This window comes from Enterobacter sp. JH25 (genome assembly GCF_021725435.1).
Taxonomy (GTDB): domain Bacteria; phylum Pseudomonadota; class Gammaproteobacteria; order Enterobacterales; family Enterobacteriaceae; genus Enterobacter; species Enterobacter intestinihominis.
Genome location: NZ_CP091319.1, coordinates 2,193,606 through 2,211,654, shown reverse-complemented (window position 1 = coordinate 2,211,654; position 18,049 = coordinate 2,193,606). Strand labels below are relative to the sequence as shown.

General features: G+C 55.7%; 18 protein-coding genes. 6 read left to right on the top strand and 12 right to left on the bottom strand.

The features are described 5' to 3' along the window. Window positions 1-5 precede the first annotated feature (5 nt). The 3 genes from urtA to L2Y28_RS10665 all read right to left on the bottom strand — a co-directional run bounded on the left by urtA (window position 6) and on the right by L2Y28_RS10665 (window position 3,147). Window positions 6-1,277, bottom strand: coding sequence for an urea ABC transporter substrate-binding protein (gene urtA / locus L2Y28_RS10675; RefSeq protein ID WP_022648096.1), 1,272 nt, complete (start codon window positions 1,275-1,277; stop codon window positions 6-8). Between the two features lie 199 nt (window positions 1,278-1,476). Next, complete coding sequence (locus L2Y28_RS10670; protein ID WP_022648095.1) at window positions 1,477-2,580, bottom strand: cobalamin-independent methionine synthase II family protein; 1,104 nt, start codon at window positions 2,578-2,580, stop codon at window positions 1,477-1,479. A gap of 156 nt (window positions 2,581-2,736) precedes the next feature. Beyond that, window positions 2,737-3,147, bottom strand: coding sequence for a rhodanese-like domain-containing protein (locus L2Y28_RS10665; protein WP_022648094.1), 411 nt, complete (start codon window positions 3,145-3,147; stop codon window positions 2,737-2,739). Between the two features lie 73 nt (window positions 3,148-3,220). Between L2Y28_RS10665 and ftrA the strand changes: the two genes are divergently transcribed. Then, window positions 3,221-4,219, top strand: coding sequence for a transcriptional regulator FtrA (ftrA, locus tag L2Y28_RS10660; RefSeq protein ID WP_022648093.1), 999 nt, complete (start codon window positions 3,221-3,223; stop codon window positions 4,217-4,219). Window positions 4,220-4,367: 148 nt separating this feature from the next. On the opposite strand, the gene L2Y28_RS10655 is transcribed toward ftrA, so the two are convergent. Beyond that, the gene (locus L2Y28_RS10655; RefSeq protein WP_015570547.1) at window positions 4,368-4,730 is read right to left on the bottom strand and encodes a hypothetical protein; all 363 of its coding nucleotides are present in this window, start codon (window positions 4,728-4,730) and stop codon (window positions 4,368-4,370) included. Between the two features lie 242 nt (window positions 4,731-4,972). On the opposite strand from L2Y28_RS10655, the gene L2Y28_RS10650 reads away from it, so the two are divergent. Further along, window positions 4,973-5,206: a DUF2554 family protein gene (locus L2Y28_RS10650; RefSeq protein ID WP_022648092.1), complete on the top strand. Its 234-nt coding sequence runs from the start codon at window positions 4,973-4,975 to the stop codon at window positions 5,204-5,206. Here the strand turns inward: L2Y28_RS10650 and L2Y28_RS10645 are convergent. Both L2Y28_RS10645 and L2Y28_RS10640 read right to left on the bottom strand, forming a co-directional pair. Further along, window positions 5,203-7,167, bottom strand: a complete 1,965-nt coding sequence (locus L2Y28_RS10645) for a U32 family peptidase (protein ID WP_022648091.1) — start codon at window positions 7,165-7,167, stop codon at window positions 5,203-5,205. The genes L2Y28_RS10650 and L2Y28_RS10645 overlap by 4 nt on opposite strands. A gap of 80 nt (window positions 7,168-7,247) precedes the next feature. Next, entirely contained in the window at window positions 7,248-7,775 is a 528-nt protein-coding gene (locus tag L2Y28_RS10640; protein ID WP_022648090.1) for a helix-turn-helix domain-containing protein, read from the bottom strand. 92 nt (window positions 7,776-7,867) lie between these two features. Between L2Y28_RS10640 and L2Y28_RS10635 the strand changes: the two genes are divergently transcribed. Then, complete coding sequence (locus L2Y28_RS10635) at window positions 7,868-9,034, top strand: benzoate/H(+) symporter BenE family transporter (RefSeq protein ID WP_022648089.1); 1,167 nt, start codon at window positions 7,868-7,870, stop codon at window positions 9,032-9,034. Here the strand turns inward: L2Y28_RS10635 and L2Y28_RS10630 are convergent. Beyond that, entirely contained in the window at window positions 9,014-9,886 is an 873-nt protein-coding gene (locus tag L2Y28_RS10630; RefSeq protein ID WP_022648088.1) for a helix-turn-helix domain-containing protein, read from the bottom strand. The two genes, L2Y28_RS10635 and L2Y28_RS10630, sit on opposite strands and share 21 nt — an antisense overlap. Window positions 9,887-10,060: 174 nt before the next feature. On the opposite strand from L2Y28_RS10630, the gene L2Y28_RS10625 reads away from it, so the two are divergent. After that, complete coding sequence (locus L2Y28_RS10625; protein WP_022648087.1) at window positions 10,061-10,957, top strand: DMT family transporter; 897 nt, start codon at window positions 10,061-10,063, stop codon at window positions 10,955-10,957. A 34-nt stretch (window positions 10,958-10,991) separates the two neighbouring features. Here the strand turns inward: L2Y28_RS10625 and L2Y28_RS10620 are convergent, their stop codons facing one another. Beyond that, a complete protein-coding gene (locus L2Y28_RS10620) occupies window positions 10,992-11,666 on the bottom strand; it encodes a DUF3313 domain-containing protein (RefSeq protein ID WP_022648086.1) in 675 nt (224 codons plus the stop codon). 135 nt (window positions 11,667-11,801) lie between these two features. Beyond that, window positions 11,802-13,397 (bottom strand): ABC transporter substrate-binding protein, encoded by a 1,596-nt coding sequence (locus L2Y28_RS10615; protein WP_022648085.1) that lies wholly within the window; start codon window positions 13,395-13,397, stop codon window positions 11,802-11,804. 111 nt (window positions 13,398-13,508) lie between these two features. Between L2Y28_RS10615 and pepT the strand changes: the two genes are divergently transcribed. Next, a complete protein-coding gene (gene pepT / locus L2Y28_RS10610; protein ID WP_022648084.1) occupies window positions 13,509-14,738 on the top strand; it encodes a peptidase T in 1,230 nt (409 codons plus the stop codon). On the opposite strand, the gene tehB is transcribed toward pepT, so the two are convergent. Continuing rightward, window positions 14,735-15,328, bottom strand: a complete 594-nt coding sequence (tehB, locus tag L2Y28_RS10605) for a tellurite resistance methyltransferase TehB (RefSeq protein WP_022648083.1) — start codon at window positions 15,326-15,328, stop codon at window positions 14,735-14,737. The genes pepT and tehB overlap by 4 nt on opposite strands. Next, the gene (tehA, locus tag L2Y28_RS10600) at window positions 15,328-16,323 is read right to left on the bottom strand and encodes a dicarboxylate transporter/tellurite-resistance protein TehA (RefSeq protein WP_022648082.1); all 996 of its coding nucleotides are present in this window, start codon (window positions 16,321-16,323) and stop codon (window positions 15,328-15,330) included. The genes tehB and tehA overlap by 1 nt, the downstream gene beginning before the upstream one ends. Window positions 16,324-16,444: 121 nt before the next feature. Here tehA and ydcK point away from each other — a divergent pair, with 121 nt between their 5' ends. Next, the gene (ydcK, locus tag L2Y28_RS10595; protein ID WP_022648081.1) at window positions 16,445-17,425 is read left to right on the top strand and encodes a YdcK family protein; all 981 of its coding nucleotides are present in this window, start codon (window positions 16,445-16,447) and stop codon (window positions 17,423-17,425) included. On the opposite strand, the gene rimL is transcribed toward ydcK, so the two are convergent. Then, window positions 17,420-17,959, bottom strand: coding sequence for a 50S ribosomal protein L7/L12-serine acetyltransferase (gene rimL, locus L2Y28_RS10590; RefSeq protein WP_022648080.1), 540 nt, complete (start codon window positions 17,957-17,959; stop codon window positions 17,420-17,422). The genes ydcK and rimL overlap by 6 nt on opposite strands. Between the last annotated feature and the right edge of the window lie 90 nt (window positions 17,960-18,049).

Sequence of the window (18,049 nt, the reverse complement as noted above, 5' to 3'; positions counted from 1 at the left end):
GTGGCTTAGTTGCTGGCGGTTTTCATCGGCTGGTCAGGCTTTTTGTCATTCCCGGCGATAAACGGGCTCCACGGCTGAGCGCGTACCGGCTGTTCGGTTTGCCAGACGACGTTGAACTGGCCGTTGCCTTCAATTTCACCAATCATGACGGGCTTATGCAGGTGGTGGTTGGTGGCGTCCATGGTCAGCGTAAAGCCGGACGGCGCGTTGAACGACTGGCCCGCCATTGCCGCGCGCACTTTGTCCACGTCGGTTGTTCCCGCTTTTTCAACCGCCTGCGCCCACATATGCAGGCCAACGTAAGTCGCTTCCATCGGATCGTTGGTGACCACGGTATCGGCATTCGGCAGCTTATGGGCTTTCGCGTAGGCTTTGTAAGCCGCGACAAAGGTCTGGTTGGTCGGGTTGTCGACGGATTCAAAGTAATTCCACGCCGCCAGGTTACCCACCAGCGGTTTGGTATCAATGCCGCGCAGTTCTTCCTCGCCCACCGAGAACGCCACCACCGGCACGTCCGTGGCTTTCAGCCCCTGGTTCGCCAGTTCTTTATAGAAAGGCACGTTGGAATCACCGTTGATAGTGGAGACCACCGCCGCTTTGCCGCCCGTGGAGAACTTTTTGATACTGGCGACAATGGTCTGGTAATCGCTATGACCAAATGGGGTGTAGACCTCTTCAATATCTTTATCTTCAACGCCTTTCGAGTGCAGGAAGGCGCGCAGGATCTTGTTAGTAGTGCGCGGGTAAACGTAGTCCGTACCCAGCAGGAAGAATCGCTTCGCGCTGCCGCCGTCCTCGCTCATCAGGTACTCCACCGCCGGGATCGCCTGCTGGTTAGGCGCCGCGCCGGTATAGAAGACGTTAGGTGACATCTCTTCCCCTTCATACTGCACCGGATAGAACAGCAAACCGTTCAGCTCCTCAAAAACCGGCAGAACCGATTTACGCGATACGGAGGTCCAGCAGCCAAACACCACGGCGACCTTATCCTGGCTCAGAAGCTGGCGGGCCTTTTCGGCAAACAGCGGCCAGTTGGATGCCGGGTCAACCACCACCGGCTCCAGCTTTTTCCCGAGCACGCCGCCTTTAGCGTTGATTTCATCGATGGTCATCAGGGCGACATCTTTCAGGGGCGTTTCTGAAATGGCCATCGTGCCGGAGAGAGAGTGCATAATCCCGACTTTAATGGTCTCTGCGGCCTGGACGCCAAAGCTCATTCCCATGGCGATGACGGAGGCGGACAAGGTGAACGCTTTAATAAAGGTACGACGGTGCATATTTTCACTCCTGAAAAGAAAGCTGTGCGAAGACGTCCGTTACCGCCGGACGCAGAAAAAAGTAACGCCAGTTTCAGGAGAGCAAAAACAGTGCCAGGTTGCAGAGACAGGATTTTAAAGGGATCGAAGAGAGGAGTGACGGGAAACGACTCAGAATGGTACAGCGCTGCACTGTAATAATGCAGCGCTGTAAACGGCGTTACCAGACGTCGCTGGCGATTTGCGTCACCAGGCGAACTTTATCCCACTGCTGGGCTTCGCTCAGGCTGTTACCCTCTTCCGTAGAAGCAAATCCGCACTGCGGGCTGAGGCAAATCTGCTCTTTCGCCACGTAGCGCGCAGCCTCTTCCAGACGCGTTTTCACCCCTTCCGGGTTCTCCAGTTCACCGTGTTTGGTGGTGATCAGCCCCAGAACCACCTGCTGTTTACCCGGGCGCACAAAACGCAGTGGCGCGAAGTCCCCGCTACGGTCGTTGTCGTACTCCAGGAAGAACGCGTCGACGTTCACCGTGCCGAACAGCACCTCCGCCACCGGCTCATAGCCGCCCTCGGAAATCCAGGTTGAGCGGAAGTTGCCGCGGCAGACGTGCAGCCCGACGGTCAGATCGTCCGGTTTGCCCTCCAGCGCCTTATTCAGCACCCGGGCATAGGTCCGGGCAAGTTCGTCTGCATCGTCACCGCGCTCGCGGATCTGGCGGCGCTGGTCCTCCGAACAAAGATAGGCCCAGACGGTGTCATCCAGCTGCAGATAGCGGCAGCCTGCATCGTAAAAGGCCCGAATGGCATCGCGCCAGGTGGTCGCCAGATCGTCAAAGTAATCCTTCAGATCCGGGTAGACCGTAGCATCAATATCCTTGCGGCCACCGCGGAAGTGCAGCACGCTCGGGCTCGGAATGGTCATCTTCGGCTGTGCATTACCGCTAATGCTTTTGAGGTAGCGGAAATCTTCCAGCATAGGATGATCGCCGAAGCCCAGTTTGCCCGTTACGCGCACGCCATGGGCTTTAGTCTGCACCCCGTTGAACTGAATGCCCTGCTGGGAATCATAACGCTCCACGCCCTGTAGCCCGTCAAAGAAGTCAAAGTGCCACCAGGCGCGGCGGAATTCACCGTCCGTTACCACATGCAGACCGCAGGCGCACTGCTGCTCGACAACATGACGAATGGCCTCGTCCTCAACCGCGCGAAGCTGCCCGGCATCGATTTCACCGCTGGCAAATTGCAGACGGGCCTGTTTAATAGCATCCGGGCGTAAAAAACTGCCGACTACATCGGCGCGGTACGGGGCATGGTGTCGCTGCATGGAAATCTCCTCTGTCTGTCGGCGTTAATTGCCCACAGTGATAATTCATCTCTTGAATCTTTAGACTTCTGGATGTCTAAACGTCCTGAAAAGATGTCATACCGGCTCGCCGCCGACAAACGAGAAAATTTCATCTGTGTTGAAATAAATTCATGTTCACAGAGCGGGTGATGAAGATCCTGCAAACGCGAACCGCTCATCTTCCCAGCCGGTCATGCCCCCGAGCATAATCTTAACCGGCAGACCCAGACGCGCCAGCTTTAGGGCCGCCCTGTCCGCCCCGTTGCAGTGCGGGCCTGCACAATAGACGACAAACAGCGTGCCCTCCGACCACGCTTTCATCCGCTCTGCGGTGATCTGGCTCCAGGGTAAATGCAGCGCGCCGGGCAGATGCCGCCGGGCAAAATGTTCAGGCTTTCCGACAACGTGCAGCAGAACAAAGTCCTGCTCACCGCTGGATACCGCATGATGGACATCGGCGCAGTCCGTCTCGACACTCAGACGACGCAGAAAATGTCCCACAGCTTCCTGCGGCTCAGCAGCCGGAAATTCAGTAACATAGCTCATGAATCTTCCTCATTTGTGGTGTTTGTGTTAACACTACTCTATCCCTTAATTCAGCCCATGAATGCGTCCGCCTATGCCAGAAAACAGCAAAAAGATGACAAACTTAAGACATCCCTCGCCGCGCGCGATCGTGCTGGCATATGACGGTTTATGTACCTTTGAGTTTGGCGTGGCGGTAGAAATCTTTGGCTTGCCGCGCCCGGAGATGGGCGATGACTGGTATCAGTTTGCCGTGGCGAGCGTGGATGATGGCGAACTCCGGGCAACGGGCGGGATCCGTATTCTGGCCGATGGCGATCTGGGTCTGCTGGAGACGGCGGATCTGGTTGTCGTTCCCGGCTGGCGAGGGCTGGACGAACCCGTACCGGAAGCGCTCTGCCAGGCGCTCCGCGCGGCGCATGCCCGCGGCTGCCAGCTACTCTCGATCTGTTCTGGCGTTTTCGTTCTGGCAGCCTCAGGCCTGCTTGACGGGCGGAAGGCGACCACCCACTGGCGCTATACGCAAGCGCTGAAAACACGCTATCCCGCCATTACCGTGGTCGAAGATGTGCTCTACCAGGACGAAGGCGATATTCTCACTTCCGCCGGAAGCGCCGCGGGGATTGATCTGTGCCTGCACGTGGTGCGCCGGAATTACGGTATGGAAGTGGCAAACCGCGTGGCGCGTCGGCTGGTGATCCCGCCCCATCGGGACGGCTCGCAAACCCAGCAGCTTAGCCGACCGGTGGCTCAGTTGCGGGAGAGCCAGCGCCTCGGCCAGCTGTTTGATTATCTTCACCAGCATCTGGCCGTTTCCCATACCGTCGAATCGCTGGCCCTGCGGGTGGGTATGAGTCAGCGCACCTTTCTGCGCCGTTTCCAGGACGCGACCGGAACAACGCCCGCGCGCTGGTTATTGACTGCGCGATTGCACCGGGCAAAAGATTATCTAGAAAACAGTCGGCTCAGCATCGACAATATTGCGGAACAAACCGGATTTGGACAAAGCGCCACGCTGCGCCACCATTTCCGGCAGCAATTTGCGCTTTCACCCGCGCAATATCGCAAACAATTTTTACAGCCGGTACGATAAACGGGCAAAAAAAAACCGCCATAATCTGGCGGTAAATGCTTGCATGGATAGATTTGTATTTTGGTATCTACGCTCCGGTATTCCATACCGGGATGTGGATCACCTGCAATCTACCACTGTGAGCCTCAACGAAGCATAAACGAATCGATTAACCCGCTTTGGTATTAATTTGCAGATAACGCATCAGCCCCTGCTCTGCACTCTGGCGGGCATCATCATTAATCGCTTCGAGATAAAACGCACGAGAGACCCCATACGGCGCCTGCTCGGATGGGTAAACAGCGAACTGGAAGGTTTTGCCCCTCGCCTTATTGGTACAGCCCAGCTCCCAGCGATCTTCACTTACCTGGGTGCTATTACATTCGACACGTCCGTAATCGCTGGTTAAATACGATCCGACACGGCTTTTTGCTGACTGAATATATTCTGGTTCTTCATTTGAATAGATGCTGGCCGCAGCACCCACCGCAACCACTACGCCCAGAAGTGATAGCACGATTATTTTTTTCATTTATTCGATCCAATCCTTAGCCAGAAAAATCTTATTGTAAATGATTTCCCAATAAATCTAGCTTCTCTTTGCATACCAGAAATGGGAGTTTACAACGGCGATATTGCTTTTAAGAATAGTCTTAAGTAAGTTTTATGGCGACCACAATTTTTGACAGTCTATTTTCTCAAATTTAAAGAGTCGAATAATTACTCTATGAAATTATCCCTACGATGACCGTAGCGTATTTTCGGGGGTAAAAGATGTTCAGAAAAGGCTTTTCGCTACTGCTGCTGATTAGTGCACTGTTCTCGGGGCAGATTATGGCGGAGCACAAAGGACATGAATTTCTTTACGTGAAAAACGCCGACCATCAGCTTCGTCATGAAGCTGACAGCGACGAGTTACGTAGCGCGGCAGAGGAGTCTGCGGAGGGGTTGCGCGAGCACCATGCCTGGCAGAAATCGCGCAAACCGGATACCCACTCTGCGGGTTAGCTGCCTTTACGCTTCGGCAGGGTCTTCATCAAATCGTCAGGGCTGACGGAGGCCACAATGCTGCCCGGAGACGGCATTTTGAAGATGTGATTCTTCATCTTGCCGATAACGTGCATTTCACACGGACGGCAGTCAAACTTCAGCGTCAGTACTTCATCGCCATTCACCAGCTGCATCGGCGTCGCTTTCCAGCTTTTAATATTCCCTTTCGCCTGTTTCGGACAAAGGTTAAAGGCAAACCGCAGGCAGTGTTTGGTGATCATCACCGGCACATCGCCCTTCTCTTCATGCGCTTCATACGCGGCGTCAATCAGTTGCACGCCGTGACGATGGTAAAACGCACGCGCTTTGTGGTTGTAAACGTTCGCAAGGAAAGAGAGATGCGTGTCCGGGTAGACCGGCGCAGGCACCGCTTCGGCCTTACGACTGCCGCGCGGATAGTTTGCCAGGCGTGCTTCATCCAGCATCTCAGCCGTTTCACGGCGGAACTGGTTCAGCAGGCTGTTCGGCACGAACAGCGCATCCGGCAGATTCACCTCAATATTGCGCGCATAATAAATGGTCTGCCCGAGCTTCGCTACGCCATCCTTGAGGTTGCTAAGCGCTTTCTCCGCATTGTTCGCCACCTCGAACAGGCCATCGAGCGTATGCGTTACGCTGATGCCGTCTTCGCAGGTCATGGTCAGGATCAGCTGCTCTTCCCAGCCACCCAGCGCGATATCCACCGCAATGCGACGCTCGCTGGAGGTCTTGAGCAAGGCCTGCTGCCAGTTGTGATCCAGGTTACGGTTCAGCGCCGCATTCGGGCGGGCTTTGTAAAGGTCGGCAGGCATTTCGTTCGGCCAGACGCGATAACGATTTTCGCCGGTTTTCTCCACCGTATTGGCGCGAAAACCAACCACTTCACGTTTGATCATCACGTTGAGACCATCGCCGTTCGCCAGCGGCTCTGTAACCTGAACGTCAAGATGATCCTTCGCCACTTTCAGCACTTCACCCACCGGCAGACCAATAAACTTCGGTGAATCGAACGCGCCAATATCCCCTTTGCGCGCATTAACGAAATAATCCGTACTGCCGCGGTGGAACGTTTTGTCCGTCGACGGAATAAAGAAATGCTCTGTACGACCGGCGGACGCGCGCGCCAGGTCACCGCGATCCTCGATGATGGCATCCAGCATCTGACGATAATGGGCGGTGATATTTTTCACGTAGCTCATATCCTTGTAGCGGCCTTCAATTTTGAAGGAGCGTACGCCGGCATCGATCAGCGCGCCGAGGTTTGCCGTCTGATCGTTATCTTTCATCGACAGCAGGTGTTTTTCGAATGCCACCACGCGGCCCTGATCGTCTTTCAGGGTATACGGCAGACGGCAGGCCTGAGAGCAGTCGCCGCGGTTAGCGCTGCGCCCCGTCTGGGCGTGAGAGATATTACACTGCCCGGAATAGGCCACGCAAAGCGCACCGTGGATAAAGAATTCAATGGTCGCGTCGGTGGTCTGGTGGATATCGCGGATCTGGTTCAGGTTCAGCTCACGCGCCAGAACAATCTGCGTAAACCCGACGTCTGAAAGAAACTTCGCCTTCTCAACGGTGCGGATATCGCACTGGGTGCTGGCGTGCAGCTCAATTGGCGGGATATCCAGTTCCAGAACACCCATATCCTGAACGATCAGAGCGTCAACGCCGGTCTGGTAGAGATCGGTAATAAGACGCTGCGCGGGCTCCAGCTCATCATCATGAAGAATGGTGTTCAGGGTCACGAACACCTTCGCCCCGAAACGGTGGGCGAACGGTACCAGTTCGGCAATGTCGCGCAGGCTATTGCTGGCGTTATGACGGGCACCGAAGCCTGGGCCGCCAATGTAGACGGCATCCGCACCGTGAAGAATGGCTTCACGGGCAATGGCGGCGTCGCGGGCCGGGCTTAGCAGTTCAAGATGATGGGGGTGCAGGCGCATACTTCGTCGTTATCCGTTATGGTCAAAATGGCGGCTATTGTAGTCAGAAGTCTGTGCCAGTGAAACCGTTTTGCAACGCTTTAGCGGGGATAATGGATCAGAGAGTGAAAATGCACCGTCCGGGTGCTGCTGTTACGGTACGCGTGCGGTTTATCGCCGGCAAAACGCACGCCGGAATCAGCGTATAGAGTGCGCCAGACACCGTCAATCTGCATGTCCAGCTCACCGCTTATCACCACCACGTGTTCAATTACCCCGGCTTCGTGCGGCGTGGACTCACTCAGCGCGCCGGGCGACAGGGTGATGGAGAAATGGTCGAACTTAAGCTGTTCATCCCAGGGGAAAAGCGGTTTCACCACCATCGCCTGCTGCTGCGGATCGAACACCGCCTGCGGTTCGCTCTCTGGAGTGATAAACGCCGAAAAAGGTACGTTCAGCCCGGTGGCAATTTTCCACAAGGTTGAGACCGTCGGGCTGGACTCATTGCGTTCGATTTGCCCAAGCATCGCTTTCGACACGCCCGTCTCTGCCGCCAGTTTCGACAGGCTCCAGCCCCGCGCCTGACGCAGCGCTTTCAGTGTGGTTGCCAGATGTTGAGTGATATCCATGGTTCCTCCCGTTGCAGCAAAGCATACCACTTGTACGCTATAGCGCACAGTGATACCTTATCCCGGACGTTATAACGCACAACGGAGTTCACATGCGATCGACTGCCTCTCTCTTTCCTGCCGTGCTGGCTGGTTTTGTTGCCGTTCTGGTGGGCTACGCCAGTTCTGCCGCCATTATCTGGCAGGCGGCTGCGGCGGCGGGCGCCAGTACACAGCAAATCGCCGGATGGATGACCGCGCTGGGGCTCGGGATGGGGATCAGCACGCTTGCATTGTCGTGGTGGTATAAAGCCCCGGTGCTGACCGCCTGGTCGACTCCTGGCGCGGCGCTGCTCGCCACCAGCCTGCAAGGCGTGACGCTGGCGGAAACCATAGGGGTATTTATATTTGCGAATGCGCTGATTCTGCTGTGCGGCGTCACTGGCCTGTTTGCCCGGTTGATGAAACTGATCCCGCACTCGCTTGCCGCCGCTATGCTGGCAGGCGTGCTGTTACAGTTTGGCCTGAAGGCATTCAGCAATCTTGAGGGACACGTGCTTCTTTGCGGCAGTATGCTGGCCGCCTGGCTGGTGGCTAAAGCCGTAGCGCCCCGGTACGCCATTGTCGCCACGCTGCTGGTGGGGGTGTTCGTGGCCTGGGCTGAAGGTGACGTTGTCACGAATAAAATGACGTTATCGGTGATCATGCCGGAATTCATTGCCCCTGCGTTCACCTTCACCAGCCTGATCAGCATCGGCTTACCCTTCTTCCTGGTGACCATGGCGTCGCAGAATGCGCCCGGCTTCGCCACCATGCAGGCATCGGGCTATCCGCTGGCGGTCTCACCGCTGATCGTTGCCACCGGCGGGCTGGCGCTGCTGTTGTCCCCCTTCGGCGTCTATTCCATCTGCATCGCCGCCATCACCGCCGCCATCTGCCAGAGTCCGGACGCCCACCCGGATGCCAGTAAACGCTGGCTGGCTGCGGCGGCCGCAGGTGGGTTTTATCTGCTGGCGGGGGTGTTCGGCGGGTCGATTTCGGGGCTGATGGCCGCCCTGCCGCTGAGCGGCATCCAGACGCTGGCCGGGCTGGCCCTGCTCGGCACTATCAGCGGGAGTTTGTATCAGGCACTGAATCATGAAGCAGAGCGCGACGCGGCGATCGTCACCTTCCTGATGACCGCCAGCGGCGTCACGCTCCTGGGAATTGGCTCCGCTTTCTGGGGGCTGGTGCTGGGTGGGATCTGTTACGCTGTCTTCTCACGCCTTCGCCGCGCGTAGCTGTGACGGCGTGATGCCGGTCATGCTGCGAAAACGGTTACTGAAATGGCTGGCGGAGTTAAATCCGCAGGCCAGCGCGATGTCGGTGAGCGGCGTGGTCGTGTGCTGAATCAGCGCTTTGGCCTTCTCCATGCGGCGCTGCATGACGTACTGATGCGGCGCCAGCCCCATCGACTGGCGGAACATCCGCGCAAAGTGATACTCACTGAGTGCGGCCTGGCCCGCCAGTTCCGCCAGCGTTAAGGGTTGCGCCAGATTTTCCTCGATAAAGGCCAGCACGTTGCGAAGCACAAACGGCGATAACCCGCCGGTCACCACCGGTAACTTCCACTGGACGCTGGAATAGTGCTGGACCAAATGCGTCAGCAATAAGGTCGACGCAGTGCTCAGGGTGAGCTGATTGGCGTTTTGCTGCCAGTCGCAGCCGAGCAAAAACTGGCGATAAAGGGCGGTGATTTTCGGATCGCTGCCGAAGATTTTTTCCTCCAGCGTCAGCGATAGCGGTCGTTTATCCCAGATTTTCTCCCCCACGTCCCGCAGGTGTTCATCGGTGCAGTAGAGGTGCACGAACGACAGGTCATCACGAATATCCCATGTGGATTCGCTCTCTTCCGGCATTAGACAAAAACGGTCCGGCCCGCCGCCATTTTTCCAGCCACCCGGCGTTTTTTGATAGCTTTCATAGCCATCCGCCACGTACAGGCTAAGGGTGTGATGGTTGCTTTTCACCGTGATCGTATCGTGCTTGTTGTACCACGCCGCCAGTTGAATGCCAGTATTGAGCGCGACGGTTTCCCGCAGCACTGCATTTTTTTGGCGTAACGTTTCAAAGGTGTCGTAAACGAGAGACATGGCCGTAAACAGGTGATTAATCAGACTGTCAGTCTAAGAAGTGTTGCAGCCTGTTACCAGCCATTGTGCGAGAAAAAAGCGCAAGAATTTGCAAGTCCGGCGCAAGGCGATGAAAGCCGGGGCCCCCTTCTTTCGCCACACTGTTGTTTTCCGCGGTATGAGAAGAGAGACACCATGAACGCATTACTCTATGGGCTGGTTGTTGTTATCTGGGGCACGACCTGGATCGCCATTTTTTTACAACAGGGGCCGGTTGCAGCGCCGGTCTCCATTTTCTGGCGCTTCGCCGTGGCCAGCGCCACGATGATGATCGTCCTGGTCGCCCTTCGTCGCCTGCGCAGGCTGGCGCTGCGGGATCATCTCTATTGCATGCTTCAGGGTTGCTGCGTTTTCTGTTTCAACTTCTGGTGCTTTTATACCGCCGCCGCCCATATCAATACCGGCCTTGAGTCGGTGATTTTCTCGATGGCCGTACTATATAACGCCATCAACAGCTTTATCTTCTTCGGCCAGCGTCCACCCGCGCGCTTCTGGACGGCGGCAGCGCTGGGGCTTATCGGGATCATTACCCTGTTCTGGAACGATCTGCTCGCCAGCGGCTGGAGCGCGTCATTGCTTACGGGCATCGGGCTTTCCGCCCTCGGCACCTACGGCTTCTCGCTGGGGAATATGATCAGCATGCGTCATCAGCGAAACGGGCTGGAAACCATGACCACCAATGCCTGGGCGATGCTGTATGGCACCGTCGTGATGGGCCTTATCGCTCTATTCAGGGGCGAAAGCTTTATGCCGGAATGGACGGTGAGCTATATGGGGGCGCTGCTCTATCTTGCTCTGTTTGGCTCGGTGATTGCCTTCGGCGCCTACTTTACGCTGGTAGGCCGCATTGGTCCCGGTAAGGCCGCGTACAGCACCCTTCTGTTCCCGCTGGTGGCGCTGTCGATTTCAACGGTGTACGAGGGTTACGTGTGGCATATCAACGGGATCGTCGGCCTGCTGTTGATTTTAGGGGGAAATATGGTGATGTTTACGAAACCGGAAACCTGGTTCCGCCGCCTGCTGACGGCATAAAATAACGGCCTGCGTAAATGCAGGCCGTTTTTTATTATTTTGCTGTCTGATGGACATCAAACATGGTGGCATCGGTCGCCATATCATCCACAACCTGTTTCAGTGTGGCGAATCCCAACGGCGTGTTCTCGTTGGCAAGCTCTTTACCTTCACCTTTACGAACAACTTTAACTACCGGTTTGTTCGTGGCGGCATCAATCAGCTCACCTTCAAAGAAAAGATGCGTATCCATGGTGCGATGGCCAGTTGCCATCTGCGTACCCGCAACCAGCAGCGCGACGGGCACCACTTCATAGAACTGCAAACCTTCTTTCTCTGAGCTCACACCCGTGATGGCGCCGCGGAAGATCAGGCTATGTTTGCCCGGCGTCGTCACAATTGGCTTACGCTGGCCTATCGCGTTTTTTAATGTGTTATTGGTGTAACTCAACAATTCATCAAGCGTTTTTTGCCCAAGCTGTGTGGTTGGCTTTGGTGTCGGATAATAGGTTATCGGGGTCCAGATAATACTGTCGTAGTTCGCCGGATCATAGGAAGGATCGACCCAACGCAAGGTTGGTTTCCCGGTTGCTGATGTCATCTCCTGCAAGTCAGAGTAATCTTTTAAAAAGCCTGAATATTGATCGGGGGCTGCGACTTTTGACGCACAGCCAGAAAGGGCCAACAGGCCAGAAAGCACTGCAACTTTAAAAAAAGTGGAAGTACGCATGATGGAGTTCCGAGTTATCTGCAAGTATGCACTTGAAGTTATAACAAAAAACAGAGGGAAATGTTGTGGCAAAAAATGACGGGGAAGGCACAAATTGTAAAAATAGTGCCCGGACGGGATCCGGGCAGAAAAATATTACTGTTTTATATCTACCTGCCAGAACAGATGTTTGCCGAAGGGATCGATTTCATAGCCCGTGACCTCTTTTCTGACTGGCTCAAAAATGGTCGAGTGGGCAATCATAACCGCCGGCATTTGATCGTGCATCATCTGCTGCGCCTGCTTGTACAGCGCCACGCGTTTTTCGCGATCGGTTATCGATTTTGCTTCGGCAATCAGGTTATCAAACGGCTTATAGCACCATTTGGCCGAGTTCGACCCGCCGTTGGCGGACGTACAGGTAAACAGTGGTCCGAAGAAGTTATCCGGATCGCCCGTCGCCGTTGTCCAGCCCATCAGCGCAGCCTGATGCTCCCCGCCCTTCACGCGCTTCAGATATTCGCCCCATTCGTAGGTCACGATTTTGGTCTGCACGCCTACTTTCGCCCAGTCCGCCTGGATCATTTCAGCCATACGCTTCGCGTTCGGGTTATACGGCCGCTGCACGGGCATAGCCCACAGATCGATGCTTACGCCGTTGGCAAATCCCGCCTCCTTTAACAGCGTTTTCGCTTTTTCTGGATCGTAATCGTAGTCTTTCAGCTCGCTGTCGGCACTCCAGACGCCAGGCGGCAGCAGGTTTTTCGCCGCCGTGCCGGTGCCGTGGAAGACCGCCTCAATGATGGCCGGTTTGTTAATCGCCATCGCCAGCGCCTGGCGCACTTTTACGTTATCCAGCGGCGGCTTTTGCGTGTTAAATGCCAGGAAACCGGTATTCAGACCGGCCTTGCTCATCAGGTTGATGTCTTTGTTAGCCTTCATACGCGGCAGATCCGCCGGGTTTGGGAACGGCATCACCTGGCACTCATTCTTCTCGACTTTGGCAAAACGCACCGAGGCGTCCGGCGTGATGGTGAACACCAGACGATCCAGCTTCGATTTTCCCTGCCAGTAGTCCGGGAAGGCGGTAAAAAGGATGCGGGAATCCTTCTGATATTGCGCCAGCTTAAACGGCCCGGTGCCAATCGGCTGCATATCAACCTTTTCAGGCGTGCCCGCTTTCAGCATGGCATCGGCATACTCCGCCGACAGGATGGAGGCAAAATACCACGCCAGATCGGCAACAAACGGCGCTTCCGGGTGCGCCAGGGTGAAGCGCACGGTGCGATCGTCAACCTTATCAATGGCGGTAATCAGGCTGCCGAACTCCAGACTTTCGAAGTTGGAATAACTGCCGTTGGAGACGTTATGGTAGGGATGATTCACATCCTTCTGGCGCATAAACGAGAAAATCACGTCATCCGCGTTGAAGTCGCGCGTCGGCGTGAACAGTTTATTACTGTGGAATTTCACCCCTTTGCGCAGGTGGAAGGTGTAGACCTTACCATCCTCGCTCACCTCCCAGCTTTCCGCCAGGCTCGGCACCAGTTCGGTAGTGCCCGGTTTGAAATCGACCAGACGGTTATAAACCGGTACGGCGCTGGCGTCCACGCTGGTCCCCGACGTATAGAGCTGAGGATTGAAATTTTCCGGCGATCCTTCGGAGCAATACACCAGCGTTTTTGCCGCGACGGTGGAACTGACCGTCAGCGCAGCAAGCGCCAGCGTTATCATTGTGAATGTGCTTTTCATCATTTATTCCTGTCTTTTTAATTCGACGGCTAATTACTTCTTTTGCCATTTCATAAATAACATTAAAGTGATGGCGCAAACACATGAAAAATAAATACAGAAGGAAACACTATGGGCTCAGAACTCTCCAGACAATTAACCCAACGCTTTTTCCGCTATCTCGCCATCACCAGCCAGAGCGACCCGAAAGTCAAAACCCTGCCCTCCACCCCGGGCCAGCACGACATGGCGCGGGAGCTGGCGAAGGAGCTGGAAACGCTGGGGTTAGACGATATTGTGATTGATGAGTTCGCCACCGTTACCGCCGTGAAAAAAGGCAATATTCCCGGCGCGCCGCGGATTGGTTTTATTACCCATATCGATACCGTTGACGTCGGTTTATCCCCGGATATTCATCCACAAATATTAACCTTTACGGGAGATGATCTCTGCCTGAATAAAGAAAAAGATATTTGGTTGCGCGTAAATGAGCACCCGGAAATTCTGGCTTATCCTGATGAGGAGATTATTTTCAGCGACGGAACCAGCGTATTAGGCGCAGATAATAAAGCGGCCGTCACCGTGGTCATGACGGTGCTGGAAAACCTCACCGCTGAACATAAGCATGGCGATATTGTGGTGGCGTTTGTGCCCGATGAAGAGATTGGTCTCTGTGGCGCGAAAGCGCTGGATTTGAAGCGCTTCGACGTCGATTTTGCCTGGACCATCGACTGCTGCGAGCTGGGGGAAATTGTTTACGAGAACTTTAACGCGGCGGCGGCTGAAATTTGCTTTACCGGCGTCACGGCGCACCCGATGTCCGCCAAAGGGGTGCTGGTCAACCCGCTGCTGATGGCAACGGATTTCATCAGCCATTTCGATCGCCAGCAAACCCCGGAATGCACCGAGGGGCGCGAAGGTTATATCTGGTTTAACGGCATCCAGGCCGGGCAAAACGAAGCGGTGCTGAAAGCCAACATTCGTGATTTTGACAAAGAGGGTTTTGCCGCCCGCAAGCAGCAAGTTGCCGATGTGGCAGCGCGGATTGCTGCGCAGCATCCCACGGCAAACGTGGAGTATCGCATTGAAGATACCTACAGCAATATCAGCAATGCGATTGGCGAAGACCGCCGCGCGATCGACCTGATGTTCGAGGCGATGGAATCGCTCGGTATCACCCCAAAACCGATCCCCATGCGCGGTGGCACGGACGGGGCGGCCCTGTCAGCCAAAGGCTTGCTCACCCCGAACTTCTTCACCGGCGCCCATAACTTCCACTCGAAGTTTGAGTTTTTACCGCTGTCGTCGTTCGAGGCCTCCTGTCGCACGGCCCTGCAACTCTGTCTGCTGGCCGCGCGTTAAGCGGGCTTGCGTGCGAGCATGGTGGCGAAGCGCAGCTTGATACGGTTGCCGTTGGCATCGGTACGGTGGAGTTCCCCCACCTCTTCGTTGTACTTGATCAGCTCCCAGCCTTCGTAGTAGTGGCTCAGTTCACCGGTCTTGAAGGCAAACGGGAAACCGACGGTACACGGATAGTCCTCCGTATCCATGGCGGCAACGATCAGGTTATAGCCGCCTGGTTTAGTGCAACGCTGCATATTGGCGATAAGACCAGGGATGGTTTTCGCTTCGAGAAACATCAACACGACGGTGGAAAGAATAAAGTCGTATTCGCCGTCAAAAGTCAGGTTGTTCAGGTCCTTTATCGCCGTTTGCAGATTCGCGATCCCTTCCGCCGCCTTAATGCGCTCGATGTTATCGATGCTCATCGGGTTTTTATCCCACGCCGTCACGTCATAGCCGTTGGCAGCGAGGTAGAGGCTGTTACGGCCATTTCCGCTACCGAGATCGAGCGTTTTTCCCGGCTTAACAATGTCCGCGCAGAGCAGGACCTCTGAGTGCGTGCGGGTCAGACCATATTTCTCAGTAAAGTAGTTTTCATCGACAGTCATTATTTTTCCTCAGATTGCATTAGCAGTGCCTTATCAGCGCGCACCAGAAGTTTGCCCTGCATCAGCAAGATAAAAGTACGGACCAGCAGCATCGCGATGATGACGTTGGTGAAAATAAACAGGGGAACCGCGAGGGCATGAAAGAACCCAGACGGACTGCTCTGCCCCAGATGTAAACCGGTGGTCGCCAGCGCCGACACCCCGAACGAGAAGCTCCAGAACGACACGTTGAACGGCTGCGACAGATACCACGGCATCAGACGCAGCATAAACAGGAGTTGCAACAGACCATAGCCGAAAAGCATTTTGGCGAAGGTGTCCGCTTCGCCGCCGTTGACGCTAAACCAGGCGCTACAGGCCACCAGGGCAGGCGCAAGCTGGATCCCGAGCGAAGTACGAAGCGCCGCGGGCAGTTCGCCCACGCTGCGCAGGCGTTGCAGAATGACCGGCTCGAGGCTCAGCCAGGAAAAGACCCCGGCACCAAGGAACACCAGCCCCGCATCGTGGAAACCCAGCGCACCGCAGGCCATGGCGCTGATAAAATTGTTCGCTACCGTCGGCAGATACAGTCCCGGCGTCGTGGCCTCTTCCGGATGCTTACCGCGCCACAGCCCGGCGCTTTGCCAGGCGGCATACGCAAGCTGGATCACCACGCCTACGCTAAACAGCACCAGCGACACCGGTCGGCACCACGGCACAAAGCCAATGGCCACCAGTAGCGTTGTGGCAGGAAACAGGCTGACAAAACTGCTCATTACCGGATGCCGCATCTCGGCCAGCACGCTATGTGGAAACCGTACCGCACGGGTAAGAAACGCCACGCTCAGCAGGAACCAGATCGCCACCGCCAGCGCCACCAGGATCTCGCCCGGCCAGCGCGTCACCGGCCAGATAGTACCGGCATAACGCCAGGCGAACCCCATACCTATGGTACCCAGAACCATACCGAAATAACCGGCGGGCAAGTTAAGAACGCGTTGGTCTTGGTTATGCATTTTTTTTAAACTTTAAAATGTATTTTAAATGCCATTTTAAGGGGTTTAACGTGCAGACGCCAGCACTTCGAAACGCCAAAAGTTTGCTACGTTTAGTGAATGGCTTTTCAGGGAAAACACGATGACAAAATACAGGCTTGGCAATGAAACGCGTCTCTGGCGCTGGCAGGACGGATCAACGCCGTGCACAACCCTACTCAGACAGATTATTGCCGCAAAGGATTTTAACGATGTGACCAGCGGGACAAAAGGTGGTTGGGTTGAGGATGAACACGCGCTCGCCCAGGACGGGGATTGCTGGGTTTATGATGAAAACAGCGTGGTGTTTGCCGGGGCCAGGATATCCGGCAACGCCCGCCTCACCCAACCCTGCATCGTAAGCCACCGCGCACACGTAGGCGGCAACAGCTGGCTTGACGCGGCAGAAGTGAGTCACGGCGCGGCAATAAGTGACAACGTCACTATCCAGCACTCCACCGTACGCGGGGAATGCCGTATCGCGGGTGACGCGCGGGTGCTGCATAACAGCATGGTGATTGCAGCCAAAGGGCTGACACCCGACCGTGAGCAGATCCTGCAGATTTACGACAGAGCCACGGTCAGCCAGTCGCGTATTGTGCATCAGGCGCAAATCTACGGCGATGCCATGGTGACCTGGGCCTTTGTTGAGCACCGCGCGGAGGTGTTTGACCGCGCCATTCTTGAGGGCAACGCGCTTAATAACGTCTGGGTGTGCGACTGCGCCAAAGTGTACGGCAACGCCCGCCTGCTGGCCGGTTTAGAGGATGATGCGATCCCGACCGTGCGGTACAGTTCACAGGTCGCGGAAAACGCCCTCGTCGAAGGTAACTGCGTTATCAAACACCACGTATTGATTGGTGGCGAGGCGTGGTTACGCGGCGGGCCGATCCTGATTGATGACAAGGTCGTTATTCAGGGGCGCGCGCGTATCAGCGGTGATGTCCTGATTGAGCATCAGGTGGAGATTACAGACGATGCGGCGATCGAGGCGCTGGAGGGTGAAAGCATTCACGTCCGGGGAGCCAAAGTGATCAACGGTGACACGCGGATCACCCGGACGCCGCTGCTGGGGGCGCTATAGCGGGAATAACCTGGCGTACAGGTTTACGTCATCGAAGCGGCCGTTGAGCATTTCCGCTTCCCGTAAACAACCTTCCAGCGCAAAACCATTGCGCTGCGCCACGCGGTTACTGTTATGGTTAGCCACGCGACATTTGATCACAAAGCGGCGGATCTCGCCGCGCTCAACGTAATAGCGCATAAACGCCTGTAGCGCCTGAGAGAGAATGCCCTGTCCCTGATGCGCTTTGTCAAGCCAGTAGCCGATGTACCCGGCCTTATTCGCAGGCTCTATCGCGTTAAAAGAAAGCACGCCCACCAGCTCGTCCTTCATGAAAATCAGGAACATTTTGGCGTAGCCGCGCTGGTGCAGCATCTGGTTGCTCTGCACGTTACGGCGCGTGTCCTCCTCAGTGCCGACATGCTGCGCCCAGTCGAAGGCGGTTTGCAGCCAGGTTTTATTTTTAATAACGAGGTTATGCAGATCGGTGGTATAGCGCTCTTCGACGGCGCGAAGCTCGATTTCCTGGGTTACGGGGATAATTTCTGAAGACATAGTGCCTCTTAATTGCCGGGTGGCGCTAACGCTTACCCGGCCTACAAATGCGTCCGGATCAGGCCGGGTAAGGCGAAGCCGCCACCCGGC